Raw genomic sequence first — 23,484 nt, 5'->3', positions numbered from 1 at the left:
GCTCCACCTGGAAAGATGGAGCGAGGGAGATTCACCAAGAGTTCACACGATGGTTCCGAAACGTGAACGGAACTGTGCGAAATCACTGATTCCGATACCGCCACCGTCGAAATCGAGGTTGGGGTCGTAATTCTCTGCAGAGGGGAGAGTGCCAAAGAGTGCACGGAATTGAGCGAAGTCACCAATTCCGACGCCCGGTTGTCCGTCGACATCTCCATACTGCCGGAAGAAGTCATCGACGCGGTCATCAGCCATCGACATGCCACCGGTCACGCCGGTGATCAATTCGCGGTTGATCGTCAGTCGATAGTTACCATCGGTCAGCGAATTGGTTGCGTTGGCTTCCACCAAGCTTCCACCGAAGGTCAGGATCACTTCCCACTGGCTAGTCGCTGCGTTGAAGACGGCATCCGATGCGGTCACATCGACCATGCCACCACCGTCGCCAAGCTTCTCCAGTTCAAACGCACCGGGTTGAACATTGACGTCTTGATCGAACGACACCGTGACTTCGCTGACCATCGAACGTTGGTCGGTGCCATCGGCGATGACCACATCGCCGACCTGCGGTGCCGTGCCGGCCGGTGCATCGGTGTAGTAGATCTCCAGACGTGGGCGTTCGGTGATTTCGGATGCTTCCGATGATTGGAATCCCCAACCGTCGGTGCCGCTTTCCCAGTGGTTGATGAACCATCCGTTGTTGTCGGTCGTTCCGTTGACCCAGGCTTGAACATCCGTGGTCACGTCCCAGTCATGGAATCCGCCTTGGACGTTCGGGTTGCGGCTTTCAAAACCGGCTTGGGTATTGAACACGTCGGATGCTTCGGTTCCATCGGTGCTGACGCCGTCGACCAACGTGTTGTACGTGTCGGTGTCCGACCAAGTGGTCAGCATGGGATAGAACCGTCCGCCGTCACCTTGGGCGTTGCTGGTCGTGCTAGCGGTGCGAAGCCGAGCCGAGATGATCTGTGATCCGGCGGGGATTTGGCCGACCGCTTCGCCGATGATGTCGTCGAAACGAATCAATGCACCGGAGCTCGGCGAATCGATGAACAGGGTCGTGGCGGCGGACAGGTCGCTATCCGCACCATTGCTGTCGATCTCGGTGTCGACCGTGCCCTCGTATCCGTCAACGCCGTCTTGGAAGCTGGCAACGTCGACCGCATCGGCCGGCAGCCACTCGATACTCAAACGGGGGCGTGCCAGTGGTGTTTCGTCTTCGGATGAACTAAAGAACCATCCGTCGGTTCTTCCGTCCCAACCTAGGATTGCCCAGCCGTAGTTGGCCTCGCCGGCGGCCCACGCACGAACGTCCGGAAGAACGCTTGTCGTCAATATGCCGGTTCCACTGTCTCCTGACCCCGACGCGGTTCCGACTTGCGATTCAAACTCGGTACGAGCTTCGATACCGTCGGGAACTCCGCCGCCATCGATCGCTTGGTTGACCAGTCCGTCATTTCCGAACGAATTCCAAGTGGCCGTTGTATCGTCCCAGTCCTGGAGCATGCGGAAGAATCGGCCGCCATCGCCGGGAGCGTTCGTGGTATTCGGATTGGTTTCCACGATCAAGGTGGCCGACGTAATGATCGATCCCAGCGGAATCTGCCCAGGTCCGTCGCCAAAGATGTCTTCGAACTTCAATACGGCCTGAGAGGTGTTCCCGGATGTATCAAAGTCGATCAGGAAATCGGCGGCAGGATCGATCACGCTGTCGGCGTCGGCTTCACGAATTTGGGCGTCAGCAGCTGCGGTGTAGGTGCCAAACCCATAGTCGACTCCCTGTTGGAAATCGCGTGATCGCAGATAGCCAAGTGTCACCTGGCCGGTTGCCGGTTCCTTGGTTCGTCCGCCGCCATCGACCAAGCCAAAGGTGACCTCGCGAGTACCAGGCAGAATTTCACTGTCGGTGTTGTTGAACGTGATCGTCTGCAGCAATCGTTCGGTGATCGCACCGTTGGCCGAGGCGTTCAGGGTGATGACCAGCGGGTTGGTGCCATCGCCACCGGTGAAGGATCCGATCATCGTTCCTTCATAGGTGATATCCCCACCGCTAACACCAAATTGGCCCAGGCCCGTCCCTTCGTTCCGGATCGCCAGTGCGTCGGTGGCAACACCGCCGCCGGTGATTTCCACCGTGATGACGGCGCCGTCGACGTTGGCATCGTCGATCTCAACCAAGTCAGCAAAGGGGGCGATGCCCACGGGAGAATCGCCAATGCCGAAGTAAGCCGGGCCTGTCCCCAGGTCGATCTCCGGAGCCTCGCCAAAGCCATTGATGTTGACCGTAACGGTGGCCGTATCGGACCCGCCGAATCCGTCGGTGGTCGTGTAGCTGAAGGTGTCGACAACCGATTCATCCGAGTACAAGTCGTCGAACAGAGTCCCCGGTTGATACAACAGCGTGCCATCGGCATTGATCGTGACGCTTGCACCCAAGGCACTCGTCGCGTCGACCGATTGGATCGACAGTGGGCCGGTAACCGGACGGCTGACCGGCTTGGCGGTGCCGTCAAACGGGACGAACATGAACGTGAACGGCTGGCTCTGGCGACCCAGGCCTGGCATGTCGTGGTTGCGGATCAGGAAGCTGCCCGAGCCATCCGACTCGTAAGACAGATAGTTGTCTTCCAATTCGTTGTTGTCTTGATTCGCCAGAACCAGCATGCCCGTGTCGGGTGACTGGCCTGGGATCGTCAACTTCCACTGCTGGCCACCATCGGTGACGTCTTGACGCTCCAGGGTGAAGTCGCCGATCGCAAGGCTGACCGGATTGGCCAAGCCCGATCCGGCATCAACGGTCCCGGCGACCAAGTTTTCAGCGTTGCGCGGAACAAACAGAAAACTGAAACCACCGTCTTCCCCGTCCCCGAAATCCTGTTGGTTGTCACGCACGGCGACTTCGTACATGCCCGATCCGGAAATCGCTCGCGACGACACTGCGTTGTCGGAGTCTTCGTTGCCGATGACGAACAAGAAGCCGTCGATCGAGGAATCGGTGACACCGGGGATGGTGACTTCATAGCGTCCATCGCCGGTACGCACGATGTCGGTCGCAACCAGTCCGTTTCCGGACGTCAGGACACCACCGGCATCCACATGTCCGCCGACCCAACCATCGGCAAACGGGAAGTATGCGACCGATACGTCGGCATCGGTGCTGGTGTCCGACGCAAAGGCTTCGATCGCCAGTGACGTGCCGCCCGAACCGTTCGCAAAGGCCTGCACCAAGCTGGCGTTGGGGCCCGCATCGTCGTGGTTTTCGCGGATGGTTGCCAGGGTGATGCCGCTGGCTGGCGCGATCGCACCGCCGTCAACTTGGACTTCGACTTCACCAGTCGCACCGGCACCCAGAGTGATTGCGTTGGTGGTTGCACTGGTTTGGGCGACGCTCCAAACGCTCGACTCGTCAACCGACAAGTTACCGGCGGCGACGCCTTGGATCGGGCCACGAAGGTCGATGACGTCCGGGTCGGTGTCATTGCCCAGGACCGTCAAGACGGCACCTTTGCTGTTTTCCTCGTTCAAGTTGACCGTGTCGTCGACAGCGTCGGGATCGCGGTTGGGGCCTTGAACGGTTACCGTGACGGTCGCGGTCGATGTCCCACCACGACCATCGGTGACGGTGTAGGTGAAGGTGTCTTCGACAAATTCGCCATTGCCAAGCCCGGTAATCGATGCGTTGCCGGTGGACGGATCGTATTGCAAAGATCCATCCGGACCGGCCGTGATCGTTCCGCCCAGTGCCGACGTCGTGTCAAACGACGTCATGCTGAAGTCGAGATTCTCGACACGTTCAAGTGGCTGGTCGAACGGCAAGAAGATGAACTGGACGTCCGGGGTCTCGACGCCTTCGACCGTCAAAGGAATCGCATAGTTGCCGGATTGCTTCAATTGAATGCGGAAACTGTTGCCATCGGCGACGGCGACGGTTTGGTGATTGGCCGGGACCTGAGTCGGGACACCGCCGATGCTGGAGAACACCGAACCGGAGGACACGGCAATCAGCGCACCGTCATTGGGCGTGTAGCCCGGGATGTTGACCAAGTAATCGCCGGATTGCGAACTGAAGTCGAGCGACGCGCCCCCGAACGACTGGACCAAGCTGACAAAGCCTTCTTGTTCCTGCGTTCGACCGCCGATCAATCCGGCGGTCGACGCCGGGATGTAAACGAAACTGAACGCATCGTCTTCGAATCCGTCGATGTCGCTATCGCTGTCCATCTGGCGGATCTGCCAGGTGTTGCCGAACGCCGATGGCATGACCGAAACAATGTTGTCATCGTTGTTTCCACCGATGGCAAACAGCATGCCGTCGAACGATGCGTTGGTGACACCTGGGATCGAAATCTCAAACAGACCCGTTCCCAACTTGGTCACGTTGGCTTGGGAGACACCGACGCCGCCCAGCAATGTGCCGTCCGATCCCACATGGCCGCTGGTCCAACCTTCCGCGAACGGAAAGAACGCGGCGTGCAAGGGTGAGTTTCGCTCGCCACCACCGACACCGGTGTCGGTAGCGAAGCCATAGCTGCTGAAGGCTGCATAGGCGTTGACCGTCTGGAACGGATCCGTGTTATCACGAACGGTGCCCAAGAAGACACCATCGGTCAGCGACAGATCGCTGCCACCACGTCCGACCGCCACGTCACCGCGGTTGGCCGGGCTTTGGATCGTCAGGTCGTTGGGGGCCGTCGTGGTCGCATCCACCGTCCAAACGGTGTCACCGTTGCCGGTCGCTTCGGGGTTTCCGCCGATGTGAGCGGCGGCAACCGAGAACGGAGTTGTGTCCGGGTGGTAATCGTTGGCTAGGATCGCAATGTCCAGCGGAGTGACATTGTCGGTCACCGCCGCATCGTCAACAGCGACCACGTCATCATTGTCAACGGGAACCAGGTTGAACGATGCGGACAAGGTCAATGTCAAGCCCGTGCTATCGGTCGCTGTGACCGAGACGATCGTGGACCCGAATGCATCGGGCGTCGGGGTCACGGTCAACGTGTCACCGACCACTTCGCCAGAAAACAGGCCGCCGATGCCAGGATTGAACGAGTAGGTCAGTGAATCGCCGTTGTCCAGGTCATCGAAGATGGCCGCCAGGTCGATCACTTCGGTTTCGTCTTCGTTGATGTCGCGATCCGCCAATTCACCGATGGCGATCGGGGCATCGTTGGTTCCACGCAGCGTCACGGAAACCGTCCCGATGGCCGATTCCATGGTCGCCGGGTCGCTGGCTTCGTAAACGAAAGTGTCGGTGTGGACGTCGCCTTCGACCAACGCAGCCAAATCAAAGTCGTAGTTGATCGATCCGTCGGCATAGACCGAGACCGGAACGCCCCCATCGCTCAGGCCACCCAACGCGCCCGGTGCATCGGTGGTTGCCCCCAGACTGGTGACCTCCAGATCCGACGTCACACCCAGGTTGTTTTCAAACGGGATGAAGAAGAACACAAAGTCCGTGTCCAAACGTTCTTCGGTGTTCCCGTTCCACGCAAACTGGCGGATCAGGATCGACGACGGATCATTGGGGTCGGCGTCGTAGGTGAAGTAGGTGTTCCGCGGTTGGGTGACCGTCAGGTCATAGTTTTCCATGATCAGGACACCGGAAGTGATGTCGTGACCTGGGACGGTCAGCTTGTACAAGCCGTCGCCTTGCGGCAGCAGGGTGAAATCACCGAACTCGTCCAGCATTGAATTGGTGTCGGTGCTGTCGCCATCGACGACACCGCCGATCAAGCCTCGCGTGGTGCGAGGGATGTACAACACATTGAAATCGTCGCCTTCCGAACCACCGATCTCCGCGGCGTTGTCGCGGTGCTGGACGGCCCATTGGTTGTCGCCGATCGGACGAGTCCGCGTGTAGTTGTCTTCGTTGTCGGCCCCCATGCCGAACAAGAATCCGTCGGAGAACGAATCGTTGACCCCGGGAACGGTCACTTGGTAGACGCCCCCTGAGCCGGTTGCCGACAAGATCCCGTTTCCGTCAGCATCTTTGGCACCCGTCGTGAAGCTGGCACTTCCGTTAAACGTGGCACCGACCCAGCCTGCGTCGTAGGGGAAGAACGCGGCTGAGGTGTCGATGGAAAGTTCGCCGTTGTTCTCCGGTCCCGCCGCGATGGCAATCCATGTTTCTCCGCCGCCTTCGCTGGCGTATTGGGGAACGCCCAGATTGACATTGGAAGCGTCCACCGGATCGTTGCTTCGCAGCGTCGCAATCACCATCCCTTCGGATGCGTCCAGGCGGTCGCCCGGCGTCGTTGGATTCAGTCGGTTGCCGTTGGTCAGCAGGTGGTCGTTGGTGAAGTCGGCGTCGTCATCACGCAATAAGTCGATGTCGCCGTTGTTGGCACCGCCGTTGCTGACGTCCTCGCGTTCATCATTGAACAGCACCGCGCCTTCAAAGATCGATCGCTGCGGGATTTCCTTCGAAGGATCGTTCGGATCCTGACGCATCGGAATGAACCAGTCCGAATCGTTGACCGGAGCCAAATCCGGCAGAGTCGTCAGGTCGACCTCGGCATTGAACGCCGAGACGGTCTGAGCCTCGTTCCCGGTGCTGTCGTTGATCAGAACGTTGAGGCCTTCCGAGTTGACGCTGGACAGTTCCGTGGAATCGATTACGTCGTCCATGACGTTGGCGGCCATCAGCTGGCGGTCTTCCAGGTTCTGGACCAGGAGGCTGCGGCTACGTCGGCTTCGCCGCGATCGCTTCTTGTTTTCTTTTCGTGATCGAGATGCTTTGGCAACGTGAGGCTTCTGCGAGGCGCTCATTGAATGGGGCCTTGAGGGTGAGTCTATAGGATTTGGGGAATCTGACGGTTTGTTGCGGGAGAGTACCCGCTGCGTCTTTCCCTGCAAGAAACAAACACGGTGGTGATATGCCCCCCATCCCCCTTGAGGTGCGTGTTCGTTTGTGGACGGTCATCCGCGTTCAGAGCAGAAAACACGAGGAAACTGAAAGTACCCCAAGTCTTTCTGTGCTCAATCGTCGCGGAACCTTTATGGAATTCTCATCTTCATATATGAGTGTTAAGTAGTGGGTTCTATAAGGATCTGGTTAGCTCCGGTCCCTTCCCGTTCTCTTTGCCCGACAGACTTCACCAACTGCAGTGATGGAATCGTTGATCGGGGCGATGTGGAGTTGAGGCCGTGAGGCGACTTGCGGAAAATATCTGTTCTTGCGTGGCGGATTAGGCCTGTCAGTCTCTCCAGACAATGAAAAAACCTCAGGCTCGAAAGTCGAACCTGAGGTGATGATTGATGGATCGAATTGCAAGATTCGTTCGACGTGTTCTTACAGGGCTTCCTCGTCGATGGTCGCGTCGTCATCACAAATGCATAGGTACATCCACACTTCTGGATCAACCATGTAAGAATAGAAATTTACACTTCCATCCGCTCGGGTAGCATTTAGGCCTTCTGCGTGGGCAGCCCCAAAATACCGCCGCCATGCGGTGCTGCCCGTGGTACCTGGTTTGTAAGGCGGCGCCTGTGCGTCTGGAATGGGCGGGAAATGATATCGGAGGTCGTCGACATCCCATCCGGCGTTGTTCCAGCGTTCATTGTCCCCACCATCAACACCATGGCGATCCTTGGGAAGGCTCTTTTCGCCAAACATAATGGTGTTGGAAAGCCCGTCGGTGATTTCAGATAGCAACCGTTTGGCCCCCAGTGCAGGGTTAACGATCACGCCTTTTCGTCCCGGTGTGTCACCCATATTGGGTGAACCGCGTTCGCTAACTTCAGGCCCTTCGCCCAACGGGGCCTCGGGGATGTCATTGGTGCCGGCGATGGTCGGTCCGTGCATGAATCCCGCACACCCCGCGTAGTCAACACGTGCGCGAAGGTTGTTGTCATAAAGTTTGGGGCTGCGACGTGAAGGGCAATGGTATCCCCCGATTGCAACCTTGGCGACATCGTCTTCACCCGCGTTATTGGTGACATAGGGCCAATACGGCGGATCATCGCGGCTTAACTCATAAACCACTTGCTGTTCCATGAAGGGCAAAATCTTAAAAAAGTGATTCCAGCCACGGCGGGTGGCGGCACGGCAGCAAACCGTCCCACCGTACGTCGGGGCGCGTCCGCCGTGGTTCCGGCCGGCATGATTAGGGCTTCCATCCAAGTTGATCGCTTCCGGATCGCCGTCCATCGGACCGGTGGGAAGGTGCTTGTAAGCACTTTCGAAGTTCAGGGCCGCCAAGCCCATTTGTTTCATGTTGTTCATGCACTGGGTGCGGCGGGCGGCTTCTCGGGCACTTTGCACGGCCGGCAACAGCAAGCCGACCAGAACCCCGATAATGGCGATCACCACCAGTAATTCGACCAGGGTGAAGCCGTCGTATTGAGGGCGGTTTTTGCGGTGTTTCATGGAATTGATTTCATGCGAAAATGGGGCGATGGATGAACCATGCCCCAGAACGTGTAAAGTCATTTGTGACCGAACGGGTCTAAGATCAGCCGCCTTCGGCCGCATCAATTTCGTCGTCGATCTGCTTGATGTAAGCTTCGTCTTCGGCGGACAGCGGTTCGTCATTGATGACATCGCCGCCACCACATCCGAGGCTGGTGACGGTGATCATCCCGGCGATCACACAGATGCCGAATTTGGCAGGCGTCATCCAAGTTTTTGCAACGTTTAAAATGTTCATTTCTTTTTGTGGTATTTTACGGTTTGAATGTTGTGATTTGATGAACTTGATCGGGCGTTTATTCGGTTTCTTGGATTTGTTCGCCGTCATCGATCACGCATAGGTTTTTCCACAGTTCTGCGTCGACGGTGTAGGCGTAAAAGTTGACACTGCCATCGCATCGCACTGCGTTCAAGCCTTCCGCGTGAGCCGCGCCGAAATAGCGGCGCCAGGCGGTGCTGCTAGTGGTTCCCGGGCGAAACTCAGGTGCCTGACGGTCGCTGATCGGGGGGAAGTGCCAGCGAATGCAGTCTTCGTCCCAACCGCTGTTGTTCCAACGTTCGTTGTCACCGCCGTCGGTGCCATATCGCTTTTTGGCGATCGATTTCTCCGCGAACATGATGGAGTTTGACAATCCATCGGTGATGTCGCCCAGGGTTCGTTTGGTACCAAAACCGGGCCAAACAATTGCGCCTTTGCGACCGGGGGTGTCGCCCTGGTTGACGTTGGAGCGTTCGTCGCCACGGGGGCCCAACCCCAAAGGAGGTTCCGGGATATCGTCGGTGTTTTCAATCGTTTCGCCTTGGAAGAAGCCGGCACAGCCCGCGTAATCCAGACGTCCGCGAAGGTTATTATTGTAAAGCTTGGGAGGACGACGGCTGGGGCAGTAATAATGGCTGACGGCTACCTTGGCGACGTCGTCTTCGCCGCCGTTGTTGGGTTGATTCGGCCAAAACGGTGGGTCATCCCTTCCGAGGTCATAAACCTGCGGGAGCTCCATGAAGGGAAGGATCTTGTAGAATTGGTTAAATCCACGCCGTGTTGCCGCACGACAGCAGGTGGTACCGCCGTAGGCTGGGGGTGTTTCGCGGTAGTTGTATCCGGCTGGGTTCGGTGATCCGCTGTAGTCCACTGCTTCGGGGTCACCGTCCATCGGACCTTCGGGCAGTTTCTTATAAGCACTTTCAAAATTGAGTGCGGCCAGGCCCATTTGTTTCATGTTGTTCATGCACTGGACGCGTCGAGCGGCTTCCCGTGCACCTTGGACGGCTGGAAGCAGGAGCCCGACCAGAACGCCGATAATGGCAATCACAACCAACAGTTCGACCAGCGTGAAACCGCCGGGTCGGTTTGTGCGTCTTGAAGAAGACATAAGGTTTTCCAAAGGAATGTGTTTATGGAGATTTGATGAAGTGGATTGATTCGGCAGCAACCAGTTGCTTCGTTGGTGTTGACAGGCGGGAAAGTTAGTAGCGGCCATCCGGGCGTGCAAAGCCAATTCGGTCTTTTCCGAGAGACTTCACGATGGCTTCACAATGAAGCACTTTGTTAGGTCTCGATGTTCAAAGGTTGCCTTGCTTCTGGTCGCGGCTCTAATGGCTCGCTTCGTGATTCAACGCTCTCTTAGATCCCAAGAAGGTTTGGTTATGCCCCCAAGAGTCCGGCTGGCTGTGCTGTCGATTTCGTCTTTGTTCGTGTTGTCGACGTTTGTGCAGGCGGGGCAGCGGTCCGCTTCGCAGCGGGAGAATCCCGTGTACACCGCGTGGGAGGCATTTCCCGTCGGGACCAAGGTGGTGGTTCGTTCCGTCACCGAGCGCGACGGCAAGCAGCAGATCGAAAAGACGTCCAAAGAACTCTTGGAGAAGACCGATGAGGCCGTCGTGATCGGCCGGACCGTGGTCATGGTTTCCGAGGACGGATCAGAGTCCAAGCTCCCGCAGATGAAGTTGCGTAACCCGCATTACTTCCGTTTGCCTCCGGGGATTGACCCGAAGCAGTTCGGTCAAGCCAAGGGTGTGAAGGAGCAGGGCGAGCAACGTTTGCAGGTCGAAGCGGGCACGTTCGAAACCACTTGGAAGAAGATTGAATCCAAGGTGGAAGCCGGGATCACGTACACGCAGACGTGGTCCAGTAACGAAGTGCCCGGCGGATTGGTCAAGGCGATCAATCGCACGCCGGCGACCGAGGTCATCAACACGATGGAGTTGATCACGCTGGAGATTCCCGGCCAGTCGTCGACGCAGTAGGACGGATTCGCAGCGCGTCTTCGCTTGGCGGCGATCAAGGAGAGTGCGATCGGCTTAGTTTCCGCTGGTCATGCGCAGCAAAATCCGGTCACCCCAATCTGGGAAGATTGCCCGCAGGATGATCAGTAGCCTTGCTTTGCCGGGCAAGATAACTTCGCGTTTGCGTTTGGCGATGCAATCGACGACGGCATCGGCAACTTTCTGCGGCGGCAGCCCTTTGATTTTTGCACCACCACCGGGGGCAGCGGCTTCTGGTGGCAGATCGTCTGCCAGCAGTTTGTCGTAGCGATGTCCGGCATCTTGTCGTGCGATAGGTCCTGGGCAAACCAGGCCGACATGCACGTTGTGTTGCCGCATTTCCAAGCTCAGTTGATCGGTCCAGCCGCACAGCGCGTGTTTGGCCAGGCAGTAGCCACCCAGGTACCGGGCCGGGATTTTTGATGCAAGCGATCCAATATTGACGACACTGCCCCGGTTTTCGCGAATCAACGGCAGTAAGGCTTTGGTGCAGATGACGGTCGAGTGGACGTTCAGGCGGACCAGTTCGTCGATTCTCTTCAGGGTGATCTCGCTGGCCAAGCCACGGTCGCTTTGGCCCACCACATTGACCAAGACATCCAGCCGGCCGAACCGATCGGAGACGAACTCGGCAAGCTTGGCAACTTCGTCGAGATTGGTCACGTCGCATGCGTATTGGTGCAGACGAACGGCGGATGAATCTGTTCGATCTTCCTCGGACGTCAATCGGTCTGCCGTCAGACGCAACCGCTCGGAGTCCCGGCCCACGATCAAGACGTGGTAGTTGCGATTCAGCAGCGCCTGGGCGATTGCCGTTCCCAGCCCCGCCGAGCCGCCGGTGACCAGGGCGACCGGGGATTCGAAACGCAACGAATGGGAATCGTGTGGTTGTGTCATCGAAAAGCCTGCGTGCCATGATTGCCTAGCCTGGATTGCCGTGGCGGACTCGCATGATAGCCGTCGACGTTTACATTCATAGAACGGACGAACCGTTTCGCATCTTGCCAGAAAGACCCCGACCCGATGACGCGACCACGATTTGAAGAAGCATCGACCAAGATTGTTGCCACCGTTGGACCGGCCAGTGACAGTGTCGACCGGTTAGCGGAATTGATCGAGGCGGGCGTCGATGTGTTCCGGATCAACACGGCGCACGGAACTCGAGAGGATCACGATCGGGTGCTGGCCGCCATTCGCCAGGCGGCCGAACAGACGCGATTTCCCGTCGGGGTCTTGTTGGACTTGGCCGGCCCCAAGATGCGACTGGGGCAGTTGGTTTCCGATCCGCTGCAGTGCGATTGGGACATGCGTGTCAGCTTTGTCCGCGGCGATACACCGGGATCGCCGAATGAGCTGACCAGCAGTTACAAGCGGCTGATCGACGAATTGGAAGTCGGCGATCGGGTCATGTTGGCCGATGGCACCGTGGCCCTGAAGGTCGAAAAGGTGACGGCCGATCGTGCGGATTGTCGGGTGACTGGACCGGGCGAAGTTCGCAGTCGCCAAGGCATCAATCTGCCCGGCGTGAAGCTTTCCGTTTCGGCATTGCTGCCCAAAGACATCGACAATGTGATTTGGGCGGTGAAGAATGACATCGACTTTATCAGTCTGTCTTTCGTGCGTTCGGCCAGCGACGTGAAGTCGTTGAAATCGCTGTTACAGGGCTATGAATCGGAGGCCTTGGTGATCGCGAAAATTGAAAAGCCTGAGGCGTTGGAGGACCTTGAAAACATCGTGGAGGAGTCCGACGGTGTGATGGTGGCACGTGGCGACCTGGGCGTGGAAATCGATGTCGCCGACACGCCGGTCGCCCAGAAGCGGATCATTCGCGTTTGTCAGGACAAGATGAAGCCGGTCATCGTGGCGACACAGATGTTGGAATCGATGCATCACAGTCGTCGGCCGACGCGGGCGGAGGCCTCGGACGTGGCCAACGCGGTGCTGGACGGAACCGACGCCTGTATGTTGTCCGGCGAAACGGCCATCGGCGATTATCCCGTCGAAGCGGTCAAGACGATGAATCGAATCATGCGACAGACCGAACGGCAACTGTTGGGGCTGCAACGTGTCGAGCCACCGGAAAACAATCATGTGCACCCGGTGACCACCGCGGTCACGCTGGCGGCGACGGGAATCGCCGAAACGATCGCCGCGAAGGTGCTAGTGATTGCGACGCACAGCGGGGGGACGGCATGGGTCAAAAGCAAAAGCGGGATGAGAAGCCTGATCCCGACGCTCGGTGCCAGCGATGACCCGAAATCGGTGCGCAGGATGAGTCTGTTTTGGGGGATCAAGCCGCTGTTGATGCCACAGATTGACGATGCTCAACGACTGATTTCCGAAATCTGTCAGTGGGGTCGGATGCACGACAAGCTGCACGCCGGCGACAAAGTCGTTTTCGTTGCGGGTACCGGTGTGATGAAGCGGGCCAACAACTTTGTGTTGGTTCACACGGTGGAATGAACCGATCGCCGGTGGGATGTGTGGATGAACGTTGGCGCCGAACGCGTCGACCTAGCCAATGCCGTTGTCATCCAACTTGTCCAACAGCGGCAATTCGTCGGGACGCCGTTCGGCCATGCCTTGTTGAAAGTGCAAACGGCAAACCGATGCATAGCGTTCATTGCCGCCGATTTGAATTTGCTGGCCGTGTTTGATGGCACGCCCCTGATCATCGATCCGCATGTTCATGGTGGCTTTGCGTCCGCAATGACAAATCGTCTTGATTTCGGACAGCGTGTCGGCCCAGCCAAGAAGCATCTCGCTGCCTTCGAACAAATGCCCCTGAAAGTCGGTTCGCAAGCCGTAGGTCAGGACAGGGATATCAAGGCTGTCACAAACGTCGGCCAGTTGCCGAACTTGAGTGCGGGTCAGAAACTGGGCCTCGTCGATCAGGACACAATCCACCGGCCCTTGTTCCACCAGACGTTGGACGATCGCGAACAGGTTGTCGGCGGTGGTGAAGCTGATGGCTTGTTGCGATAGGCCGATGCGTGACGAAACGGTGGACCGTCCTTCGCGGGTGTCAATTTCGGGGGACAAAATGACCGGCGTCATACCCCGTTCGCGATAGTTGTACGCCGACTGCAGCAGCATGGTCGACTTGCCGGCATTCATTGCCGAATAATAGAAGTACAGTTTGGCCATCAGTTATCAATGAAACATCTGATCGGGGAAAAGTGGCGTCATCGAAATCAGGAGGGCCGAGTCGAACGAGCAGGCTGTGGCGGCTGATTCTTGTGTTGAACGTCACCAGTTTGGATGCACCGATCGTGGCGGTCGTCTGGTTCGTCGTGCTGATGCGCGAGAATGACCCCAGTGCGAACATTTTTAGCGTAGCAAATCGCAAGGATATCGCGACGGGCTTGGTTCTGGCGATGACCGTTTGGCTGATCTACTGTGGCGATCGGCTGTTGGATTCATTCCGCAGCGACGCAGCCTTGCGTTCGGCCAGGCATCGATTTTCGCGTCGAAACTGGCGGTTGTTGCTGCTTGTGTGGACGACGGTGTTTGGCATCGATGCGGTGGTGGCGACCACCTGTCTGCCTTTGGCGGTGCAAATGTTTGGTGTCGTTTTGGCTGTGGCCGTTGGGTTGTACTTGTTGTGGGTCCATGCCTTTCGTCGCCGGTCGGCAATGCAATGGAAGGAACCGATCGTCGGAATCCTGTTTGCCGCCGGTGTCGTCGGGGCATGTGCCACAAACGTAGGCATGATGGACGGGGGCAGGGGCGTTTCCGTTGGTGCTTTGCTGGCCGGTCTGTTCACACTGAACTGCTGGGTTGTTTCCAGGTCGGAAAGCGTGTGGCTGTTGCGGGGCGGCGCTGAATCCGTGTCAGCGGGCCACATCGACGTTCGCTTTCTTTACGCTTGGGCGATCGGTTTGGTCGCGTTGTCGCTGTGGGGGATGACGACTGAGTGGCTGACCTGGACCTTAGGGGCGGCCGTGGTCGCATCCTCATTTTCTTTGATGGGCCTGGTCTATCAAACGCGATACCTGACGCGCGGGAGTGCTTCACGGTTCGCCTTGCTGGCCGATCCCGCTTTGATTGTGCCGCCGATGTTGGTGGTCGGGGCACAACTGCTGTACCGATCGTGGATGCAAGTCCGATGAGGCAACCCGACGGTTATGATCGGCTGGCCAAGTGGTATCGCTGGGTGGAATGGAGTCGTTTCGGTGGCCGGTTGCAACGTGCCAGGCAACGTGGCCTGGATGACCTGCCTGCCAGTCCAAACGCGGTGCTGTTCGTCGGTGACGGTGACGGGCGTTTGCTGGAAGCGTTTCTTCAACGGTTTGCACCGGAGCAAGTTGTCAGTGTCGATCGTAGTCGCCAGATGCTGTTGTTGCAGCGAAGGCGAATCGGCGGCGCAGGGCGGTCGCGGGATTCAAACGTGCCGAAGGATCACCGGTCAGCTGTCCGTTTCGTCCAAGCAGATTCAAGGCAGTTGCCGATTGAGAGGCGTTTTGACGTGGTCGTCACTGCGTTTCACTTGGACTGCTTTGTGGATGCCGAATTAGACGACGTTGTGCAACAGATCGGTCGTTGCGTTCAACCCGATGGTGTTTGGTACGTGGTTGACTTTATCGAGCCACGTGGCGGACCGGCGCGATGGTGGGCGGTGATGTGGATCAACCTGATGATCGTGTTTTTTCGTTACGCCACGGGGCTGAAAGCACGCCATTTGCCAGATGTCTCCGGTGCAATGGGGCGTGCCGGATGGCAGAAGCTTTCGCAGCGCCGCGACTCTTTGGGATGGATCGACAGCAGCGTCTATCGTCGAGTGATCGACCCGAGCATCGACGGTTAACGCGAAATCTGGTTCAGGCTGGATTGGAAGAATTGTTTTCAATCAACAGATAGACTTCACCGCTTAGAAGAGCCTGTTGATCGGTCGCTAGCAGTCCGATCCGCAACCGATTGCCCGTTTGCAGTGAAGATGTGACATCGATCCGCAGGGGCGCGTCGGTTTGGGCAATGTCGTGGGCAAGTACTTCGCCGTTCAGATCGACGCCCACCAGATGCCCGGCCCAACGGTCGATCTGAAGATGAACACGCGTGGCATCGGCGATGCCGGTCGGTCGATTGAACGTTCGCTGATAGACCAAGAACTCATCTGTGCCCGACGGTAACACCGACGTATCGGTATCCGGGACGTCGGATTTGAACGCGTCGACGCCCAAAGGTTGATCATCCAAGAAAGAAGCCGTGGTCGCTTTCAACCACGGCTTGCGTAAACGAATTCGGTGCATGTGATGGATCAGACGCTGCTGCCCAAGTCGGCCAGGACTTCATCGATCGCGTTGCGGTATTGGTCAAATTCCGCACGCAGCAGATCGATGTCGGCGGGGGCGAAGTCAAAATCGTCCACCGATCCAAAGAATTGAACACCGGTGCCCGCGTCGTTGACCACGAAGTGATCCTGCGACAGGCGAGCCGTTTCGATGACGCCATTTCGAATGATCGTTAGCAATGCTTCGTCATGGCTGTCGTTCAGCACCAGTTCGGCAAAGTCGACATCGTCGAATCCTTCGTTGGGCTGGAAGAATTCTTGAGTGCCGTCTTCATGAAGGGCAACGACACCGCCTTCGACGCCGCCACCGCTGAGTTCGTTGATGGCGCCGTTTTCGTTGATGTGCTTGGTGGCCAGCAAGTTCAGGTAACCCAGGCCGCTGCTACGGACACCGTACAGGCTGAAGTTCAGGCCGCCGATTTCCTCGTCACCTTCGTCATCGATTTGCACTTGCATGGTGCTGCTGGACAGCGGCATCGCCGACCCGGTGGACATGGTCGTTCCGACGATGATCGATCCTGGCGCGTCGTACACCACTTCGTAGGTGCCGGGCGCGACGTTTTCAAACTTGAAGCTGCCGTCCAGGCGGGTCAGGACATCCAGTTCGATGTCTTCGCCAAGGATGTTGTTCGCCGCGGATGAAACCAGTTTGACTTCCGCGCCGCCGAGTCCGTTTTCGTACGTGTCTTTGACGCCGTTTCGAATGGGGGTGACGTTCAGCGGATCCTGGCTGTATTCGACGATGTTGTCGACCAAGTCAAAGAAGACAAAACCTTCGACGGTCGACGGACCGAACACACGGACGACCACGTTAACTTCCGCGGTGATGGTGTTTTCACCGTCGCTAAGTTCATACGTGAAGGAATCGTTGCCTTCGAAGTCGGTGTTTGGTGTGTATGTGATCGTGCCGTCGCCATTGTCCACCGCGGTGCCGTTGGCCGGGTTGCTGACGCTGACGATGCTGAGCGTATCGCTTTCATTTTCCGCACCGGATGATGCACCGGCCAGGACGTTGAACGTCACCGACGTGTTTTGCGTGGCGCTGACATTTTCGGTTTCAGGGTCGGCGACCGGTGGGTCGTTGACGGCTTCGATATTGATGGCGACCGTCGCGGTGTCGCTGCCGGTCGAATTGGTGGCCGTGAAGCTGACCGAGTCTGCGCCGAATTCATCGGGGGCCGGTGTGTAGTTCAACACGGTTCCGTTCAATGTCGCCGTGCCACGCGCGGGAGACCCATTGAGCGTGATGCTGAAAGTGTCGCCGGTTTCCACCGTGACCAAGGTGGCCAAGTCCAGCGTGACTGTTCCCGCGTCTTCGACCGCATCGAGCGTTCCGTTGACGGCGGTCGGCGGATCCAAGACGTCGGTCACGGTGATGTTGACCGTCGCGGTTGCCGTTTCCGTACCGTCGGTAACGGTGTAGGTCAGACTGTCGGAGCCGAAGTAGTTGGTGTTCGGCGTGTAGACGATCTGATTTCCGGAAACCTGTGCCGTCCCGTTGCTCGGCCCGGAGGCGATCCCGGTGATCGTTAGCGAATCGCCTTCGTTGGCCGGTCCGGCGCTGTCGTTGGCCAGCACGTTGATCGCGACCGGTGTGTCCTGTTCGGTCAGGGCCGTGTCGTCGGTCGCAACGGGTCCATCGTTGACCGGATTGACGGTCACGGTGACCGTCGCTGTATCGGTATCGGTTCCGTCGGTGATGGTGTAGGTGAAACTATCCGAACCGAAGAAGTCGGCGGCTGGGGTGTAGGTGATCGTGCCGTCACCGTTGTCGATGGCGGTACCGTTGGACGGGGTGCCGACGGCGGTGATCGACAGCGTGTCGGACTCGTTGGTCGCTCCGTCGTCGTCGTTGTCCAAGACGCTGATCACGACGCTGGAATCTTCGTCCACGGACGCGGTGTCATCGACGGCGACCGGCGGATCATTGACCGCATTGACGGTCACGTTCACGGTTGCTGTCGCGGTCAGTTCACCATCGCTGATCGTGTAGGTGAAACTATCGGTGCCGTTGAAGTCGGTGTTTGGGATATAGGTGATCGTGCCGTTGGCATTGATCGAGGTGGTTCCGTTGGCACCATCGGTCACGGTGGTGACTTCAATCGCCTCGGTTTCGTTGGCCGGGCCGGCGGCGTCATTGCCCAGCACGTCGATCACGATTGCGGTGTCTTCGTCACCCGACGCGGTATCGTCGTTGGCAATCGGTTCGTCGTTGACCGGATCGATCGTGACGGTGATGGTCCCGGTATCGGTTCCATCATTGTTGGTCGCTTGGTAGGTAATCGTGTCGGTACCGAATTCGTCCTCGCTCGGGACGTAGGACAGAATGGTTCCGTTCAAGGTCGCCGTTCCGCGGCTGGCCCCGGTCGCAATCGAGATCGTCGCGTCGCCACCGGAGTTGATCGACACCAACGTTTCTAGGTCGATCGTCACCGCCGCCATGGCGTCTTCGGTGGTGGTCAGGGTGCCATCGGCGGCCACCAATCCGGTGTTCACTTCGTTGACGGTGATCGTGACCGTCGCGGTCGTCGAATCGATACCGTCGGTCACGCTGTATTCGAAGCTATCGCTGCCGAAGAATCCGGCGATGGGGGTGTAGACGACCTGGCCGTTGCTGATCTGTGCCGATCCGTTGGCCGGTGCCGTCGAAATCGATGTGATGCTAAGCGTTTGGTTCTCGTTGGCGGGACCGGCGCTGTCGTTGGCCAACACATCGATCGTGACGTTGGTGTCTTGGTCCAGCGTGGCCGAATCGTCTCCGGCGACCGGCTCGTCGTTGACCGAGTTGATCGTCAGCGAAATGGTTCCCGAGTCACTGCCGGCGTTGTTGGTCGCCGTGTAGACAAGGGTGTCGCCGCCGAAGACATCGGCGTTCGGAGTGTAGGTCAGCGTGCTGCCGTTGATCGTGGCGTTGCCGAGCGAACCGTTGTCGGTCAGGCTGAAGGTCGGGGTGTCGCCACTGTTGACGGTGGTCAAAGCCGCCAGGTCGATCGTGATCGGATCGGCGTCTTCGTCCAGCGATACCGAGGTGTCACCCGCGGTCACGCCGATTGCATCGCCTGTCGCGTTGATGATGATCTGGCTTTGGGATTCGTTGACGAACACCAAGTCGTTCGGAACCTTCTCGTCACGACCCAGCAACAGGATCGCTTCGTCGTCTTCACCCTTGGTCATCGTGACCACCAAGCCGGTGACCGGCTGGGTAATGGTCACGGGGATGCTGAAGGTGTCAAACGGTTCGGGCAGGCTGCTGGTTCCCACGGCGCCGAGAACGCTATTGGGACCGGCAACACCAATTTCGTCAAAGACGCCGGTGTTCTGGTCAAAGGTGCCGTATTTCAGGCTGCCGTAGACTTCTTTGCCGAACGTATTGAGGATGTCTGCTTGCGGATCAGAATTGCTGCGGGTGTCGACATTGTCACCGGCGGCATCGCCGTTGATCGCACCGGAGCCGTCGATCGGCGGTGTCGCCGAGCTTGCGGCGCGAACGTCAATGTTCAGACCGTCAATGACTTGTTGCCCGCCCGATTCGGTCGTCAGAATCGAGATGTTGGGCACATCTTGGTTGGCAAACTGATTGATGTCGTAACGAATTTCCCAAGTCTGGTTGGTCGGGTCGACATCATCCGGCTGGCCAGCAAACAGTACGCGGTTGTCGAATCGGCGTAACTGGTATTGATCGCTAGACACGCCAAGCGATTCGATGGCTGTTTCCAGAGCGGCGGCCCCTTGGTCCAGATAGTCCTGAATTGGAATTTGCGCCGAGCCAAACCCTTCGCGTTCCAGGGTGATTGTGCCACTGGTGGCGCTACGGATGTTGCCTTCAAAGGTCAGTTGCTGCGTTTCGCTAAGGACCGGGATCAGGAAGCCCGGCCGGTCGACTTCAAAATCGGTACGAACCTGGAACGCACCGATATCATCGCCGGCGGTGCGTAGGTCGCTGTAGCTGACTTGCAGATAGAAGATCTCGCCGACTTCGACATTGATCTCACGATTGGACGCATCGGTCAGGATCTGTTCTGTGGGCAGACCCGGCACGATCTCGGAGCCTTCGATGGTCGCATTGGCGAACAATTCCACCAGTTCGCCGGCCCCTTCACCGCGGTTCAGCGAATTGATCACCAACAGGGCATCGGACGCACTGACCATGCCGTCGGCGTTGACGTCGGCGTAAGAATCGATCTGACCGGCGTGGGTCACCTCCACCGCGCCGCCGGACCGGTTCAGCAGGTTGATCACTCGCAACGCGTCGCTGGCGGTCAGCTGCTGATTGTTGTCGACGTCGGCGGCGTGCCAATAGTTGTGGGCAAAGGCATAGTCGCTGGCCAAACCGATATCGCCGGCCAACAGGTTCCGCTTCTCCAAGGTTTCGCTTCGCAGCTGGCGATCGGCATAGGAGCCGCCCATCGCTTTGGATCGGCGACGCTTCGGGGCGTTTGCCCGCCGCGGTGCACGTGCCATCCATCCGGTGCGGCGAAGCAAATCACTCAGATTTTTCATCTGTAAATCTCGGGAGGTGATCGAAGATTTTTGGGGAAGGTGGGGAGAAGCGAAGCCGCCGAATCGTGGGAGGTACGGCGGCTATGCGATATCGCGTGTGTCAAAGTGAGACGAATAGGCGACTCTGGGTAGCGCAAAACCACAGAATCGGGGTTGGGTGTCGGCCCCTATCTTATCTGGGCGACCTGTTTTATCAACTTTCCGGTTTCGTGAAGTTCGGTCCGACCGATCCGATCCGCGTACTCACTGTTAGGCGTTGGATTCGCCCGTGCCCGGAAAGTTCCAAGGATCTGTGTGATCGCTGGAATGAATTTCTTGTCCCAATTGGCCAAAGAAAAAATCTCGGGGCTCGTCGATTCCGTCCTCATGATCGGAAGAATCCGCACCGGAACGGCCCGAGGCAAGGGGCGACATGGCGCCGTTGGTCGATTCTGTCTGGCTTTGCGAGCTTTCCCCTAAGCCTTCTTCACCCTCCGCGGATGCCAAAATCGCCGTATCGCCAAGGACGCTGTTGGACGATCCGGTGGAAGAGGTGACGGATGCCCAAGCATGGGGGGCGGGGGGCAAGGTGGCGGGGGCCGTCTGATCGGCTTCGCCACCGGCGGCGGTGCCCGCGGAGGTGGCCCCGCGGGCCAAAGCGTTGATCACACGCAGTGCGTCGTTGGCGGTGACTTGGCCGTCGTTGGAAACGTCGATGTCCAGCCCCGACATTTCATCGAGACCCAACGTGCGATTTCCGTTTCGGTTCAGGTCATTGATGACCAGCAGAGCGTCCAAAGCGCTGATTTCGTGATCACCGTTGACGTCGACTGGGTTGTCGGCGTTGAAACGGGGGCTGTCGACGACCTGCACCGGAATCGTTTGCTGTGCGGCAACGCCGCCGATCACGGTAACGTCGATCGATTCGGAAAGGGTCTGCAGGGTCAAGTTGTCGGGCGTGATTGCGACTTGGTAGGTGCCGTCGGCCAGTCCGTCAAAGCGAAACGATCCGTCGTCGCCCAGCGATGCATCGAATGCTTGTCCGAAATGCAGGCCTTCGATGCCGATGGAGGTTCCGGCGTGACCACCGACGATGATTTTGGCGATGCGTCCCTGAGGGTCGTCGACCACCAGTTGGAAAGATTCGCCGGGGCCAAGTGGCGGGCTGGCCTGACGGGCGATCAGGTTGCCATCGACGTCGTAGGCCTCGATCCTGCCATAGGACCCGTCGGAATAGCCGATGACGTCGGCCATGGCAGTGCCGACGGTCTGGGCGGGCCGGGCCACCAAGCCGGAGCGATCGTCCCAGCGATCAACCCAGTTGTTTTGAAAGACGTTGTAGGGTTGAAAGACGCGTCGAATCGTTGCGTCAGGCCAGAACGTGTCGGACACCGCCACACGATCGTTGATGTAGTCACCGGTCGCCGAAAAGGCACCTGCGGGGTGGTTCGATCGAACTTCGTGATCGGGCAAGTCGGCTGCGCTAACGCTGGCAGAAAACAGCGGGTCGCCGTTGGAATCGCGAAGGGTCACGTCACCAAGGGCCAGCCACGATTCGCCGGCATCACGCACACCGTTGGCGTCGGCATCGATGAAAACGCCGCCACGGACGGCTGATTGGCTGATCGCCAGGTCGTTGCGTTCGCCTTCGATGGTTGGGCTGGTGATCCCCGTGGTGTCATCGATGACGCGAAAGCCGATCGACTGGAAATCCGTTCCAACGTCCAAGTCCAGGCTGAAATCCCAGGTCTGTGTTTGTGGCGATTCGGCGGTGATCCATGGGCCGTCGTCCAATCGGTATTCCAGACGGCTGATTTCGTTCAGCGTGATGTCGCTTTGATTTCCGGAACTGTTCGCGTTCAACAGCGGGACCGCCGACGCGGAGCCTTGGATTCGATACAGGCCCGAATCGGCATCCAGGCTGCCGATCAAATCCAGTTCCAGCGGGACATCGGCCACATCAAAGACGCCATCACCGTCGCTGTCTCGCCAGCCGATCATGGCCAACGTGGACGCCGGGGTGGTCAGGGTGTTGTACGCCAGCGATGCCAATTCGCGGCCACCCATGATGCTGACCTGTTGGACAAAGCCGGGTGTCGGGTTGTCGGCGGCGTTCCAGTTTTGCGCGTCGTAATAGCCGCGTGTGTCGGTCCAGGATCCACCGCCGGAGTATTCATCGCGGGCCCAAAAAATGTGACCCATTTCATGGGTGATGGTCGACGCCGGGCGGGTCGACGGCGTGACAATGTATTGCCCACCGGGATACGCAAAGGCGGTCGAAAAAGAACCGCCGGATGCGAAGGCGCCGTCGGGATCGTCCGAGGCGTCGGCGATGAAAATCGTGAACGCCCAATCGGTATTCAGCTTTTGACGTTGATCGTGATTGAAGCGGACAACGGCATCCCCCAGCGACGCGGAATCACCGTATCCCAGCGGGCTTAGGAAGGACGACGCCGGTTGGTTGTGGTCGTTGCTGGTCAGTTCGATCGTTTCATAGGGAACCACCACGGGTTGGCGGGCCCACGTGTCATCGATGACGAATTCCAGTTGATGCACCGTGTCAAAGGAATCCAGCAAATCCGACCACCACGCGACGCCGTCGGCGATCTTTGCCAAGGTTTCATCGATTTCTTCGGTGGTCCAGTTCTGCGTGTTGGTCGTCGCCTGTGAGCTTTCGAAGAAGACCGGCGTGACGGCGACCCGGCCCAGCAAGAATTCGCCGGTGTCGGTGGGCGTTGCCCCTAGGGGGATCCCATCAGCGGCCAACATCTGACGCGGCTGCAACGCCTGAAGCTTGGGCAGGCGTCGCGCCGAAACGCGTTTTCGCGGACCGTTCGGTCGTCCAGCCATGAGCGATAAGGGGATCTGCTTGGGATAAGTGGGTGGCCTGCGGCACTGACGCATCATCAGCCGATTCGCCGAACCGCTGCACCATTATCGTTCGCCCGGGGGAAAACGATCGCGCGCAAGTCCATCAAGAACGACTGCGAAGTCGCGATGGACTCGCAAAATCGTTGGACGCGTTAAAACCCGCAAGGGTTCC

General features: G+C 58.4%; 13 protein-coding genes. 4 read left to right on the top strand and 9 right to left on the bottom strand.

Annotated elements, in window-relative coordinates; all coding sequences use genetic code 11:
- Positions 1–42: 42 nt before the first annotated feature.
- From Mal65_RS22560 to Mal65_RS22545, 4 genes are all read right to left on the bottom strand, one after another.
- Positions 43–6,855, bottom strand: a complete 6,813-nt coding sequence (locus Mal65_RS22560; RefSeq protein WP_145302956.1) for a DNRLRE domain-containing protein — start codon at positions 6,853–6,855, stop codon at positions 43–45.
- A 436-nt stretch (positions 6,856–7,291) separates the two neighbouring features.
- Entirely contained in the window at positions 7,292–8,368 is a 1,077-nt protein-coding gene (locus Mal65_RS22555; RefSeq protein WP_145302954.1) for a DUF1559 family PulG-like putative transporter, read from the bottom strand.
- A gap of 85 nt (positions 8,369–8,453) precedes the next feature.
- Positions 8,454–8,618 carry a hypothetical protein gene (locus Mal65_RS22550; RefSeq protein WP_165701464.1) on the bottom strand — a complete coding sequence of 55 codons (165 nt, stop codon included), beginning with the start codon at positions 8,616–8,618 and terminating at the stop codon, positions 8,454–8,456.
- An 88-nt stretch (positions 8,619–8,706) separates the two neighbouring features.
- Positions 8,707–9,780, bottom strand: coding sequence for a DUF1559 domain-containing protein (locus Mal65_RS22545; RefSeq protein ID WP_145302952.1), 1,074 nt, complete (start codon positions 9,778–9,780; stop codon positions 8,707–8,709).
- Positions 9,781–9,982: 202 nt separating this feature from the next.
- On the opposite strand from Mal65_RS22545, the gene Mal65_RS22540 reads away from it, so the two are divergent.
- Positions 9,983–10,654: a hypothetical protein gene (locus tag Mal65_RS22540; protein ID WP_145302951.1), complete on the top strand. Its 672-nt coding sequence runs from the start codon at positions 9,983–9,985 to the stop codon at positions 10,652–10,654.
- A 54-nt stretch (positions 10,655–10,708) separates the two neighbouring features.
- On the opposite strand, the gene Mal65_RS22535 is transcribed toward Mal65_RS22540, so the two are convergent.
- Positions 10,709–11,569, bottom strand: a complete 861-nt coding sequence (locus Mal65_RS22535) for an SDR family NAD(P)-dependent oxidoreductase (protein ID WP_145302950.1) — start codon at positions 11,567–11,569, stop codon at positions 10,709–10,711.
- A 126-nt stretch (positions 11,570–11,695) separates the two neighbouring features.
- Between Mal65_RS22535 and pyk the strand changes: the two genes are divergently transcribed.
- Positions 11,696–13,135 (top strand): pyruvate kinase, encoded by a 1,440-nt coding sequence (pyk, locus tag Mal65_RS22530; protein WP_145302949.1) that lies wholly within the window; start codon positions 11,696–11,698, stop codon positions 13,133–13,135.
- Positions 13,136–13,186: 51 nt separating this feature from the next.
- Here pyk and Mal65_RS22525 read toward each other — a convergent pair whose 3' ends face one another.
- Positions 13,187–13,819 carry a thymidine kinase gene (locus tag Mal65_RS22525; RefSeq protein WP_145302947.1) on the bottom strand — a complete coding sequence of 211 codons (633 nt, stop codon included), beginning with the start codon at positions 13,817–13,819 and terminating at the stop codon, positions 13,187–13,189.
- A gap of 95 nt (positions 13,820–13,914) precedes the next feature.
- Between Mal65_RS22525 and Mal65_RS22520 the strand changes: the two genes are divergently transcribed.
- Both Mal65_RS22520 and Mal65_RS22515 read left to right on the top strand, forming a co-directional pair.
- Complete coding sequence (locus Mal65_RS22520) at positions 13,915–14,784, top strand: hypothetical protein (RefSeq protein ID WP_145302945.1); 870 nt, start codon at positions 13,915–13,917, stop codon at positions 14,782–14,784.
- The gene (locus Mal65_RS22515; protein WP_145302943.1) at positions 14,781–15,479 is read left to right on the top strand and encodes a class I SAM-dependent methyltransferase; all 699 of its coding nucleotides are present in this window, start codon (positions 14,781–14,783) and stop codon (positions 15,477–15,479) included. Before Mal65_RS22520 ends, Mal65_RS22515 begins: the two co-directional genes overlap by 4 nt.
- 13 nt (positions 15,480–15,492) lie before the next feature.
- Here Mal65_RS22515 and Mal65_RS22510 read toward each other — a convergent pair whose 3' ends face one another.
- The 3 genes from Mal65_RS22510 to Mal65_RS22500 form a co-directional block, all read right to left on the bottom strand.
- Complete coding sequence (locus Mal65_RS22510) at positions 15,493–15,921, bottom strand: hypothetical protein (protein ID WP_145302941.1); 429 nt, start codon at positions 15,919–15,921, stop codon at positions 15,493–15,495.
- 8 nt (positions 15,922–15,929) lie between these two features.
- Positions 15,930–20,462: an Ig-like domain-containing protein gene (locus Mal65_RS22505; protein WP_145302940.1), complete on the bottom strand. Its 4,533-nt coding sequence runs from the start codon at positions 20,460–20,462 to the stop codon at positions 15,930–15,932.
- A gap of 249 nt (positions 20,463–20,711) precedes the next feature.
- Positions 20,712–23,291 (bottom strand): dockerin type I domain-containing protein, encoded by a 2,580-nt coding sequence (locus tag Mal65_RS22500; protein ID WP_145302938.1) that lies wholly within the window; start codon positions 23,289–23,291, stop codon positions 20,712–20,714.
- Between the last annotated feature and the right edge of the window lie 193 nt (positions 23,292–23,484).

It is taken from the genome of Crateriforma conspicua, from assembly GCF_007752935.1.
Lineage (GTDB): Bacteria > Planctomycetota > Planctomycetia > Pirellulales > Pirellulaceae > Crateriforma > Crateriforma conspicua.
Note: the sequence above shows the minus strand (reverse complement) of the source record. Positions and strands in the feature narration are given on the sequence as shown.